The 12,131-nt window shown below is 73.4% G+C and carries 10 protein-coding genes; 8 read left to right on the top strand and 2 right to left on the bottom strand.

What is annotated here, in order from left to right:
• Positions 1 to 230 precede the first annotated feature (230 nt).
• The 3 genes from hydA to ACFYQQ_RS02480 all read left to right on the top strand — a co-directional run bounded on the left by hydA (position 231) and on the right by ACFYQQ_RS02480 (position 4,363).
• Positions 231 to 1,631 (top strand): dihydropyrimidinase, encoded by a 1,401-nt coding sequence (gene hydA / locus ACFYQQ_RS02490; RefSeq protein WP_355785892.1) that lies wholly within the window; start codon positions 231 to 233, stop codon positions 1,629 to 1,631.
• An 11-nt stretch (positions 1,632 to 1,642) separates the two neighbouring features.
• Positions 1,643 to 2,665: a TIGR03842 family LLM class F420-dependent oxidoreductase gene (locus tag ACFYQQ_RS02485; protein ID WP_355785894.1), complete on the top strand. Its 1,023-nt coding sequence runs from the start codon at positions 1,643 to 1,645 to the stop codon at positions 2,663 to 2,665.
• 171 nt (positions 2,666 to 2,836) lie between these two features.
• Positions 2,837 to 4,363, top strand: coding sequence for an NCS1 family nucleobase:cation symporter-1 (locus ACFYQQ_RS02480; protein WP_355785897.1), 1,527 nt, complete (start codon positions 2,837 to 2,839; stop codon positions 4,361 to 4,363).
• A 30-nt stretch (positions 4,364 to 4,393) separates the two neighbouring features.
• On the opposite strand, the gene ACFYQQ_RS02475 is transcribed toward ACFYQQ_RS02480, so the two are convergent.
• Positions 4,394 to 5,056 carry a hypothetical protein gene (locus ACFYQQ_RS02475; protein WP_356166728.1) on the bottom strand — a complete coding sequence of 221 codons (663 nt, stop codon included), beginning with the start codon at positions 5,054 to 5,056 and terminating at the stop codon, positions 4,394 to 4,396.
• 223 nt (positions 5,057 to 5,279) lie between these two features.
• A complete protein-coding gene (locus tag ACFYQQ_RS02470) occupies positions 5,280 to 6,284 on the bottom strand; it encodes a carboxymuconolactone decarboxylase family protein (protein WP_356166725.1) in 1,005 nt (334 codons plus the stop codon).
• A gap of 166 nt (positions 6,285 to 6,450) precedes the next feature.
• Between ACFYQQ_RS02470 and ACFYQQ_RS02465 the strand changes: the two genes are divergently transcribed.
• The 5 genes from ACFYQQ_RS02465 (at position 6,451) to ACFYQQ_RS02445 (ending at position 11,909) form a co-directional block, all read left to right on the top strand.
• The gene (locus ACFYQQ_RS02465) at positions 6,451 to 7,563 is read left to right on the top strand and encodes a sensor histidine kinase (RefSeq protein ID WP_355793379.1); all 1,113 of its coding nucleotides are present in this window, start codon (positions 6,451 to 6,453) and stop codon (positions 7,561 to 7,563) included.
• Positions 7,560 to 8,318 (top strand): response regulator transcription factor, encoded by a 759-nt coding sequence (locus ACFYQQ_RS02460; RefSeq protein WP_355793381.1) that lies wholly within the window; start codon positions 7,560 to 7,562, stop codon positions 8,316 to 8,318. Before ACFYQQ_RS02465 ends, ACFYQQ_RS02460 begins: the two co-directional genes overlap by 4 nt.
• Positions 8,319 to 8,383: 65 nt before the next feature.
• On the top strand, positions 8,384 to 9,013 hold the full coding sequence (locus ACFYQQ_RS02455; protein WP_355793383.1) for a DUF4232 domain-containing protein: 630 nt from the start codon (positions 8,384 to 8,386) through the stop codon (positions 9,011 to 9,013).
• Between the two features lie 83 nt (positions 9,014 to 9,096).
• Entirely contained in the window at positions 9,097 to 10,932 is a 1,836-nt protein-coding gene (locus ACFYQQ_RS02450) for a gamma-glutamyltransferase family protein (protein ID WP_388903011.1), read from the top strand.
• Positions 10,933 to 11,081: 149 nt separating this feature from the next.
• The gene (locus ACFYQQ_RS02445) at positions 11,082 to 11,909 is read left to right on the top strand and encodes an inositol monophosphatase family protein (protein WP_355794388.1); all 828 of its coding nucleotides are present in this window, start codon (positions 11,082 to 11,084) and stop codon (positions 11,907 to 11,909) included.
• The last annotated feature ends 222 nt before the right edge of the window (positions 11,910 to 12,131 follow it).

Below are 12,131 nucleotides of genomic sequence, written 5' to 3'. Positions count from 1 at the left end.
AACGGGACATGGCGGCGCCCGGCGAGGTCCGGGGCCGCCGCCGGTTCCACCGCGACCGGGCACCGGCCGCCTGCGAGCCGCCGACCACTCCCGAGGACCGCGCGCCCCACGGCGGCAGTCCCTACCCGGAAACAGCGCCGGCCTCCGGCGATCAACAGCAGCGCTACCCACCCGGTGCGCGCGGACCGAGCGGTCCCGGCGCACGCGGGCGAACCGGAAGGAGAGGGAGCATGAGCCGTACCGTCATCCGCGGCGGCCTCGTCATCACGGCCTCCGACGAGATCCACGCCGACGTCCTGATCGAGGACGGCCGCATCGCAGCCCTGGCCGCCTCGGGCAGCGCCGCCGCCGAGGCGTGGACGGCCGAGCGGCTGATCGACGCCACCGGGAAGTACGTGATCCCGGGCGGCGTCGACGCCCACACCCACATGGAACTGCCCTTCGGCGGCACGTTCGCCTCCGACTCCTTCGAGTCCGGCACCCGGGCCGCGGCCTGGGGCGGCACCACCACGATCATCGACTTCGCGGTGCAGAGCCCCGGCCACTCGCTGCGCGAGGGCCTGGACGCCTGGAACGCCAAGGCCGACGGCCGGTGCGCGATCGACTACGGCTTCCACATGATCGTCTCCGACGTGAACCAGGACACGCTCAAGGAGATGGACCTGCTGGTCGAGGAGGGCGTCACCTCCTTCAAGCAGTTCATGGCCTACCCCGGCGTCTTCTACAGCGACGACGGCCAGATTTTGCGCGCCATGCAGCGCTCCGCCGAGAACGGCGGCCTGATCATGATGCACGCCGAGAACGGCATCGCGATCGACGTCCTCGTCGAACAGGCGCTGGCCCGCGGCGAGACCGACCCGCGCTACCACGGCGAGGTCCGCAAGGCGCTGCTGGAGGCCGAGGCCACCCACCGCGCCATCAAGCTCGCCCAGGTCGCCGGCGCCCCGTTGTACGTCGTGCACGTCTCCGCGCAGGAGGCGGTCGCCGAGCTGGCACGCGCCCGCGACGAGGGCCTGAACGTCTTCGGCGAGACCTGCCCGCAGTACCTCTTCCTGTCGACCGACAACCTCGCCGAGCCCGGCTTCGAGGGCGCCAAGTACGTCTGCTCCACTCCGCTGCGGCCCAGGGAGCACCAGGCCGCCCTGTGGCGGGGACTGCGCACGAACGACCTCCAGGTGGTCTCCACCGACCACTGCCCGTTCTGCTTCACCGGCCAGAAGGACCTCGGCCGCGGCGACTTCTCGAAGATCCCCAACGGTCTGCCGGGTGTCGAGAACCGGATGGACCTGCTGCACCAGGCCGTCGTCGACGGGCCCATCTCGCGCCGCCGCTGGATCGAGATCGCCTGCGCGACCCCGGCCAGGATGTTCGGCCTGTACCCGAAGAAGGGCACCATCGCGCCCGGCGCCGACGCCGACGTCGTCGTCTACGACCCGCACGCCGAGCAGGTCATGTCCGTCGAGACGCACCACATGAACGTCGACTACTCGGCGTACGAGGGCAAGCACGTCACCGGCCGGGTGGAGACGGTGCTCTCGCGCGGCGAACTCGTCATCAGCGAGCGGGAGTTCACCGGGCGTGCCGGGCACGGCGTCTACACCCCCCGCTCCACCTGTCAGTACCTGAACTAGGAGTGGCGCACATGGACTTCGGACTCGTCCTGCAGACCGACCCGCCCGCCTCCCGGGTGGTCAGCCTCATGAAGCGGGCCGAGCGCAACGGCTTCAGCCACGGCTGGACCTTCGACTCGGCCGTGCTGTGGCAGGAACCCTTCGTCATCTACAGCCAGATCCTCGCGAACACCGACAAGCTCAAGGTCGGCCCGATGGTCACCAACCCGGGCACCCGCACCTGGGAGGTCACCGCCTCCACGTTCGCCACCCTCAACGACATGTACGGCAACCGCACGGTGTGCGGCATCGGACGCGGCGACTCCGCGATGCGCGTCGCCGGACGCAAGCCGAACACGCTCGCCCGCATCAGCGGCGCCATGAAGGTCATCCGGGCCCTCGGCCGCGGCGAGGAGGCCGACCTCGGCGGCACGGTCGTCCGGTTCCCCTGGGTGCGGCCCGGCGCCGAACTGCCCGTGTGGATGGCCGCGTACGGCCCCAAGGCCCTGAAGATGACGGGCGAGGAGGCCGACGGATTCATCCTCCAGCTCGCCGACCTCTACCTGACCGAGTACATGGTCAAGGCCGTGAAGCAGGCAGCCGCCGACGCCGGACGCGACCCCGCCGAGGTCAAGGTCTGCGTCGCCGCGCCCGCGTACGTCACCGAGGACGACTCGCCGCAGGCCCTCGCCCACGCGCGGGAGCAGTGCCGGTGGTTCGGCGGCATGGTGGGCAACCACGTGGCCGACCTGGTCTCCCGGTACGGCGACCACTCCGGTGTGATCCCGGAGGAGCTGACCGCCTACATCAAGGCCCGCGAGGGCTACGACTACTCTCACCACGGGCGCAGTGGCAACCCCGACACCGCGTTCGTGCCCGACGAGATCGTCGACCGGTTCTGCCTGATCGGCCCGGTCGAGCGGCACATCGAGAAGCTGGACGCCCTGCGCGCCCTCGGCGTCGACCAGTTCGCTCTGTACGACATGCACGACGCGCAGGAAGCCGTCATCGACACCTACGGCACGAAGGTCATCCCCGTCGTCAACGGCCGGTAGAGGCAACTGATTGACGCCCCGTCAATCAACAGTCCGAGCAAGGCTTTTGACGTCCACGAGTCCCCCCTTCCCGCCGTCCCGGGAAGGGGGTCCGGGCGCTCCGCGCGCACCCCCCCCCACGCCCGCACCCGCACGGCCTTTCCCGACACTCCTCACCTGATGGGCCTGCTCATGACCGACACCGTCCCCACCGACAGCCCGCCACCCGCTCAGGTCACCCTCCCCGACGGCCGCGTGGAGATCGCGCCGGGCGCCTCCCGGCCCACCGGCCCCTACGCCAACGAGGACCTCCTGCCGGTCCCGGTGGAGAAGCGCACCTGGACCACGTACAACTTCTCGGCGCTCTGGGTCGGCATGGCCCACAACACCGCTTCCTGGACCCTCGCCTCCGGACTGATAGCCGTCGGCATGGACTGGAAGCAGGCCGTCCTCACGATCGCCCTGGCCAACCTGATCGTGCTGGTGCCGATGCTGCTCACCGGGCACGCCGGACCCAAGTACGGCATACCCTTCCCCGTCTTCGCCCGTGCCTCCTTCGGCGTCCGGGGTGCCAACCTGCCCGCCGTCGTACGGGCGTTGGTCGCCTGCGGCTGGTTCGGCATCCAGACCTGGATCGGCGGCGAGGCGATCTACTTCCTCGCCGGCAAACTGTTCGGCGACGGCTGGGCGGACGCGTCGCGGATCGGCGGACACCCCTGGACGATGTGGCTGTCCTTCGCCGTCTTCTGGGTGCTCCAGATCGCCATCATCCTCCGCGGCATGGAGACGATCCGCCGCTTCGAGAACTGGGCCGCGCCCTTCGTCCTCGTCGGCGCCGGCGCGATGCTGTGGTGGATGAGCAGCAAGGCGGGCGGCTTCGGCCCGCTGCTCGACCAACCGTCCCGGCTGGGCTGGGGGCCGGAGTTCTGGAAGCTGTTCGCACCCGCCCTGATGGGCATGATCGGCTTCTGGTCGACGCTGTCGCTGAACATCCCGGACTTCACCCGCTACGGCAGGAGCCAGCGCGCCCAGACCTGGGGACAGGCGCTCGGACTGCCCACCACCATGACGCTGTTCGCGTTCCTCTCCGTCATGGTCACCTCCGGTTCGCAGGCCGTGTACGGCGAGGCGGTGTGGGACCCGGTCCAGCTCGCCGCGAAGACCGACAACGTCTTCGGCCTCCTCTTCGCGCTCGTCACCGTGCTGGTCGCGACCCTGTCCGTGAACGTCGCGGCCAACCTCGTCTCCCCGGCCTTCGACTTCTCCAACGTCGCGCCCCGCAGGGTCAGTTTCCGCACCGGGGCCCTCGTCACCTGCGTGCTCGGTGTGCTGATCTTCCCGTGGAAGCTGTACGCCGATCCGCAGGGCTACATCTTCACCTGGCTCGGTCTGGTCGGCGGCCTGCTGGGCACGGTCGCCGGCATCCTCATCGCCGACTACTGGATCCTGCGCCGCACGAGCCTCGACCTCGCCGACCTGTACCGCGAGGGCGGCCGGTACTGGTACGACGCGGGCTGGAACTGGCGGGCGGTCGTCGCCTTCGTCACCGGCGGTGTCCTCGCCGTCGGCGGCGCCGACTTCCATCCGCTGATCGACGGCCGGCCCCTCCCGGTGCTGGAGCCGCTCGCGGACTACGGCTGGGCGGTGGGCCTCGGTACGTCGACGGTGCTGTACCTGGTGCTGATGAGGCTGCGAGGGCGGGAACCCGAGCGCGCCTGAACCGGCGGCGGGCCGCGCCGGAGGTCCGCTCTAGCGAGCGGCCTCCAGCGCGGCCACCGCCTCCTTCGCGGCCTTGATGGCGCCCTTGTTGATCACATCGGTGGAGGGCGCCTTCTTCGTCTCGAAGTCGCTGCCGTTGTACGTGACGATCACCAGGGCGTTGGACGCGCGGACGACCACCACGCCCTCACGGGTCTGCTGCTTGTCCTTGGTGGTGAGGTTGACGACGGAGTAGGCGGTGTCGCCGAGTCCGGGAACCGCCCCGCCGCCGCTCTTCTCCGTCGTGCGCTGCTTGTACGCGTTCTCGGCCAGCTGGTCCGACTTCTTGATCTCGAAGGAGATGTCGAGCCAGCGGTAGTCGAACTCCTTCAGCGCGTTCCAGGAGCAGGTGCGGCGCACGGACTTGTCCGTCGAGGCGATCTCCTGACCGGCCGTCTTGGCGCCCGGGACAAGGGACTTGACGGTCTTCACGCTCACGCCCCGGCACGGCTCGGGCGAGGCGGTGTACGTCCTGGCGGCGGCCGAGGCCGAGGGCGCGGAGGGCGTGTCGGTGCCGGTCTTCGGCGCCGGCTTGTGGTCGGCCGTCGGCGTCGCGGCCAGCGGACCGGACGTCAGGGCCCAGCCCGCCGAGGCGAGCACGGCGACGGGCAGCAGACGCGCGGTCAGGGCGAGCGGCAGAGGAAGAGAACGCACGGCGCACTTCTCGTGGGGGACGGTGCGGAAGGAGTCCGCACTGCGGACGGGACGCCAGTGTCACATGAGTCCCTGTGGGGCGGAAGGGCGAACTCGCTCCGTGCCCGCGCGGTGACAGTGACCCACCGGCGACGGACCGTGGTCCACCGAGGCCACACGCCGGGACGCCCAACTCCCTCAGGCGCGGGAGCCCGGCGCGGGCTCCCGCGCCTGGGCGGCACCGTCACGCGATCTCCTCGTGGGCGGCCAGCGGCAGCGCGCTCTCGATGCGGTCGACGGCGGCGAACGCGCCGTAGGCCACCAGCCGGACCAGACACCCGTCCGTGTAAGGCGGCCGCTTCCAGGCCGCCACGTCCTCGTCGGTGATGCGGTACGGCGCCAGCGCGGCGAGCAGCGCCAGTCGCGCACCCGGCCGGTCCGCCCGGCCCGGCAGGCCCGGCCATCCCAGCGGCGGATGCCGCCCGTCCCAGGCGCGCACCGTCTCCCGTACGAGGGCGCGGTCCTCCTCGGAGAGCAGGGCGGCGCCCGTCTCGGACGCCGTCCGCAGGGCCGCGTACGCCGGTCCCGCCGTCGTCCCGGCCGCCCAGGACGGCGCCGAGCCCGGCTCGTCGAGCAGTGCGAGCGCGGCACCCGGCGCCACCTGACGGCGCACCGTCCGGGACACCGAGCGGCCCACCAGACTGCGTACCGCGCGGAAGCGCTGAACGTTGCCGGGCAGCAGGTTCTCGGTCAGCAGGGCGGAGACGATCCGGTTGATGAAGTGGAAGGACAGCACGGTGCCGACGTAGGCGGGCGTGTGCGCGGGCGGGAACGGGAGCGCCGCCACCTCCGGGCTGCCGGGGACGCGGGTCGCCTCACCCCAGGCGAGCAGGCGCGCGTGCCCGTCGTCGCGGGGGAGCTCCCCGCGGGCCAGGCGCTCGGCGAGGGCGTGGTCCCCCGTGGCGTGCAGCAGCATGGTGTGGGCGTCCACGCAGAACGGGCACCGGTTGGCGCGCGACACCCCGAGCGCCGCCAGTTCCTTGCCGGTGCGGTCGCCCTCGCCGGCGATCAGCGACTCGCGCAGCAACGCCCAGGTGGCGGTGAGGAGTTCGGGCGCGGAGGACAGGACGACGAACGTCGGGGCACCGTCGATGCCGAAGTCCCGCGCCAGTTGCGCGTAGACCTCGGCGGTGCGGCCGGTGGCCGACTTCGGCGGGACGGGCCGGGTGTGCCGGAAGGGTGAAGTCATGACAGAACCCTCGCCCCGGACCGTGCCCTCGCGCGTCGTACGGCCGGAGGCACCCCGGCGTGCGCCGAGCGGGCCGCTCACCCCGCGGTCTACTGCGCCGGGAGTAGCGCGGGAGCCGTCCACAGGGCTGACGCCCCGGCCCCGCGCGCCGGTCTAGGGTGCGGGCATGCACGGGGAGCGGCTCACCCGCAGGGACCTCGCCGACGCGGCGCTCGCCGTCCTGGTCGGCGCGATCGTCCTGACCGCTGCGGCCTTCGACACGGACACGGCGCCCCTCGACGGGGTGCTGATCGTCGTCGGTTCGCTCGCGCTCGCCTGCTACCGGCGCCTGCCCCGCGCGGTGCTCGCCGTCAGCACGGCGGCCTCCACCGGGTACGTCCTGCACGCGGAGCCCGGCACGCTGTCCGCGCTGCCGGTGCTGGCCGCGGTGCACACCGCCGCCCGGGCCGGACACCGCGCGGTGGCGGGCGCCGCGAGCGCCGTGTTCCTCGCCGCCTACCTCCTCACCGGTCCCACGACACAGGACGCCGTCGAACGGGCCGCACTGCTCGCCGGCTGGTTCCTGTGCGCCCTCGTCACGGGCCTCGCGGACCGCAACTGGCAGGCGTATCTGCGCCAGACCGAACAGCGTGCGCTGGAGGCCGAACGCACCCGGGAGGAAGCGGCGCTGCGCCGCGCCGGCGAGGAACGGCTGCGTATCGCCCGCGAGTTGCACGACTCGCTCACGCACAGCATCTCGATCGTCAAGCTCCAGGCGGGAGTCGCCGTCCACCTCGCCCGCAAACGCGGCGAGGACGTGCCGCCCGCGCTGCTCGCCATCCAGGAGGCGGGCGGCGAGGCCATGCGTGAACTGCGCGCCACCCTCGACGTCCTGCGCACCGACGAGCCCACCGGGACGCCCGCACTGCTGGTGGAGCGGGCCCGCGCGGCCGGCCTCGCCGTCGAGCTGACGGTGACCGGCGACGAGCGTCCGCTCACGGCCACCGTGGACCGCGCGGCGTACCGCATCGTCCAGGAGGCACTGACGAACGCCGCCCGGCACGCGGGACCGGCCAAGGTCAGCGTCCGACTCGACTACGGGCGGGACGAGTTGGCGGTGCGCGTGGACGACGACGGGACCGCCGTCGCCTCCCGGCCGCCCGAACCGGGCACCGGCCTCACCGGCATGCGCGAACGGGTCACCGCCCTCGGCGGCACCCTGCACACCGGACCGCGTACCGAGGGCGGCTTCTCGGTACGCGCCGCCCTGCCGCTCGGCCTTCCGGAGAGCGCCGCGTGAGGGGCGGGGGAGCGGTCGACGGCGTCGACGCGGACAGCGGCGGGAGCGGTCCGGACGGCGGGTACGGCGGGCGCGCGGCGGGCCGGCCCGTCCGGGTCGCCCTCGTCGACGACCAGGCCCTGATGCGGGCCGGGTTCCGGGCGCTGCTGGACGCCGAGGACGGCATCGAGGTGGTGGGCGAGGCCGCCGACGGGCTCCAGGGCGTGGAGCTGGTGCGCGCCCAGGTGCCGGACATCGCCCTCGTCGACGTGCAGATGCCCGTGATGACGGGGATCGAGGCCACCCGCGTCATCGCGGCCGACCCGGGGCTGGCCGCCGTCCGGGTCGTGATGCTCACCAACTACGGCTTCGACGAGTACGTCTTCGAGGCGCTGCGTGCGGGAGCCAGCGGCTTCCTGCTCAAGGACACCGAGCCCGCCGACCTGCTGCAGGCCATCGAGGTGGTCGCGGGCGGCGAGGCGCTGCTGTCGCCGTCCGTCACCCGCACCCTCATCGGAGAGTTCGTCGCCCGGCCCCCGGACCGGGCCACCGCTCCCGGCCTGGAGTGCCTCACCCGCCGCGAACGCGAGGTCACCGCGCTCGCCGCCCGGGGCCTGACCAACGAGGAGATCGCCGCGCACATGGTCATCAGCCCGTTCACGGCGAAGACGCACATCAGCCGCGCGATGACCAAGCTGGGCGCCCGCGACCGCGCCCAACTGGTCGTGTTCGCCTACGAGTCGGGGCTGGTGACGGCGCGCGGGACCGGCGCGTGACACCCGGCCGCGCCCGGTTCGGCGACCCGTGGCCGTGGGCGGGGGCCGCCTGCGATGATCGGCGGGTGATCGCGATACGCCCGAGGTGGTCCCGTGGCGCAGCCGTCGCCTGTCTGCTGGCGCTGGGCGCGAGCGGCTGCGGCCTCTCCGCCGAACTCGACCGTGAGCGCAACCCCGAGCGGATTCCCGCTCCCACGCCGCCGGTGCCCTTCGAGATCCCGCCGCGGATGACGGCCACGCCCGGGCGCCCGCACGCCGTACCGGTCCAGCCGGCCGCCGGCTGCCCGCGCTCTGGTGTCCGCTACGGCACCGGGCCCGTGGACGCCGCCATGGGACTGCGCGCCATGACGCTCACCCTCACCAACTGCGGTGAGCGCCCGTACACGGTGGACGGGTACCCCTTCGTCCGCGTCCTCGGCGGGGAGGGCGCCCCGCTCGGGGGCGTGCGCACCGTCGCGGGCACCGACGAGGTGGCCATGGCACCGCGGGACCCGGGCCCCCGACCGCTCACCCTCGCCCCCGGCGAGAGCGCGCGGGCGGGCCTGTACTGGCGGACGGCGGCGGAGGAGGGCACCTATCTCCGCGTGGGCTCCCGGCGGGATCGCGACCTCGTGAACATCCGCCCGGCGGAGTCCCTCGACATCGGACCGGTCAACGTCCTCGGTACGACACCCTGGGTCGCCGCGACGCCGTGACGGTCCGGCAAGAGGGGCGCCCGGCCGCCGGACGGGCATGCCTACGATCGTCCAACGCCCGCCCCGCAGCGAGGAGTCAGCCCGTGTTCACCACCCGACCGACACTCCAGGGCACCTTCGGCATGGTGTCCACCACGCACTGGCTCGCCTCGCAGTCGGCGATGGCCGTCCTGGAGGACGGGGGCAACGTCTTCGACGCCGCGGTGGCCGCCGGTTTCGTCCTGCACGTCGTCGAACCGCACCTCAACGGCCCCGCGGGCGAGGTCCCCGTCATCCTCGCCCCCGCGGGCGGCGAGGTGCGGGTGCTGTGCGGGCAGGGCGTCGCACCGGCAGGAGCGACGGTCGCCCACTACCGGTCCCTCGGCCTGGACCTCGTCCCCGGCACCGGCCCCCTCGCCGCCGCGGTGCCCGGCGCCTTCGACGCGTGGATGCTGCTCCTGCGCGACCACGGCACCCGCGCCCTCGCCGACGTCCTCAAGTACGCGATCGGATACGCCGAGGACGGCCACCCGCCCGTCGAGCGCGTCACGGAGACCGTGGAGACGGTGCGCGAACTCTTCGAGACCGAGTGGACGTCGTCGGCCGAGGTGTATCTGCCCGGCGGCCGCGCCCCGCGCCCCGGGGAACTCCTGCGCAATCCCGCCCTCGCCGCGACCTGGCGCCGGCTGCTCGCCGAAGTCGCCGACGCCGGGGACCGGGAGGCGCAGATCGAGGCGGCCCGCCGCGTGTGGCGCTCCGGGTTCATCGCCGAGGCCCTGGTGCGCCAGGCGGAGCGGCCCACGCTGGACACCAGCGGCGAGCGCCACACCGGCACGCTGACCGCCGCCGATCTGGCCGCCTGGTCCGCGTCCTACGAGGCCCCGGCGACGTACGACTGGCGGGGCTGGACCCTGTGCAAGGCGGGCCCCTGGAGCCAGGGCCCGGTCATGCTCCAGCAGCTCGCCCTGCTGCCCCCGGAGCTGCCCGCCCCCGGCTCCGCCGACTACATGCACCTCCTGATCGAGGGCTGCAAGCTCGCCATGGCCGACCGGGAGGCCTGGTACGGCGACGCGGCCGAAGTGCCCCTGCGCGAACTGCTGTCGGAGCCGTACAACGCGTCGAGGCGCGCCCTCGTCGGCGACGCCGCCTCGTACGAGCTGCGGCCCGGCAGCCCCGGAGGACGCGCCCCGCGGCTCAGCGGCCACGCGCTCGTGACGGCCGCCGGGGAGGCCGGTTTCGACCCGCTCGGCGTGCCGGGCGCCGGCGAGCCCACCGTCGCCGCGAGCCCGCTGTCCCCGGTGCCCGGCGAACCGGACGTCGCGGCGGACGGGGGCACCCGCGGCGACACCTGCCACCTCGACGTCGTGGACCGCTGGGGCAACATGGTGGCCGCCACCCCCAGCGGCGGCTGGCTCCAGTCCAACCCCGTCGTGCCGGAACTGGGCTTCCCGCTCGGCACCCGCCTCCAGATGACCTGGCTGGAGGAGGGGCTGCCGAACTCCCTCACCCCGGGCCGCCGGCCCCGTACCACCCTCACCCCGTCCCTCGCCCTGCGCGACGGGGTGCCCGTGATGGCGTTCGGCACGCCGGGCGGCGACCAGCAGGACCAGTGGCAGACGCACTTCTTCCTGGCCGTCGCCCTGCGCCCCAAGGTGCGCGGCGGCCTCGATCTCCAGGGCGCCGTCGACGCCCCGAACTGGCACAACGACAGCTTCCCCGGCTCCTTCTACCCCCGCGGCATGCGCCCCGGCAGTGTCACCGTCGAGTCCCGCACGGACCCGGAGGTCGTGAGGGAACTGCGGCGCCGGGGCCACGACGTCCTGGTGGGCGGGGCGTGGACCGAGGGACGCCTGTGCGCGGTCGCCCGGGACCCGCGCACCGGCGTGCTGTCCGCGGCGGCGAACCCGCGGGGGATGCAGGGCTACGCGGTCGGGCGCTGAGGGCCGCGCCCCCAGCGCGCCGTCCCCGCGGACGGCCGCCGCACTCCCGACGCCCTCCCCGCCGGACGGGCACCGGTGTTTCATGCCGATTCCACCCGGCATACACCGGGCGGGCGGGGATTGTCAGAGGTCCGTGCTGTCATGGAGGCATGATCGAAGAGTTTCTCGCACAGCACGTGACAGACGTCGAAGAGGCGGTCCGCAAGGCGGCCGCCGCCGAGATCATGCCGCGTTTCCGGCAGCTCGCCGCGCACGAGATCGACCAGAAGACCGGCCCGCACGACCTGGTGACCGACGCCGACCGCAAGGCCGAGGAGTATCTGACGGGAGCGCTCACCGCGCTGCTGCCCGGATCGGTCGTCGTCGGCGAGGAGGCGGTGCACGCCAACCCCGCCACGTACGAGGCGATACGCGGCGACGCCCCGGTCTGGATCGTCGACCCGGTCGACGGGACACGGCAGTTCGTGCACGGCGACCCCGGGTTCTGCACGCTGGTCGCGCTCGCGCTGGACGGAGTCGTGCACGCCTCCTGGACGTTCGCACCCGCCCGCGAGGAGTTCGCCACCGCGGTCCGCGGAGGGGGTGCCGTCGTGGACGGCACGCCCCTGCGCTCCGGCCCGCCCGCTCCCGGCGGCGAGCTGCGCGTCGCCACCTCCCACCCGGACTACACGACCGAGGAGCAGAAGCGGGCGCTGCTCGGTCTGCGCACCGAGGGCGTCCGCCCACGCCCGTGCGGTTCCGCCGGACTGGAGTATCTCGCCGTCGCCCGGGGCGAGTTGGACGCTACCGCCTTCAGCTGGGAGGCCGCCTGGGACCACGCCGCGGGCCTGCTGCTGGTCGAGGAGGCGGGCGGCGCCCACCTGACGCTCGCGAGGGAGCCGTTCCGCATCACCGGTGGCAACACCCTCCCCTTCACTGCCGCCCGGGACGCCGCCACGGCGGGCCGCGTGGTGGACCTGCTGGCGCGCGGCGTCTGACGCCTCCACCACGGATCCGCCGCGCCGCGAGTACGTCTCGGCCGTGCGGGCCAGGGCCGGTGCGATGCTTCGGCCGTGGACCGCTCGAACAGGCGGGACGGCCCGTCCGGGACCCGCCTGGAGCGGTGGACCGGCTCGGTCGCGGAACGCCCTGACCCCGGTGGGACGCGTCCCGGTGACCGCCCGCCCCGTCGGGGCCGTCGAGCCCCGGCATATCCTGAT

Source organism: Streptomyces sp. NPDC005496 (assembly GCF_042872045.1).
Lineage (GTDB): Bacteria > Actinomycetota > Actinomycetes > Streptomycetales > Streptomycetaceae > Streptomyces.
Note: the sequence above shows the minus strand (reverse complement) of the source record. Positions and strands in the feature narration are given on the sequence as shown.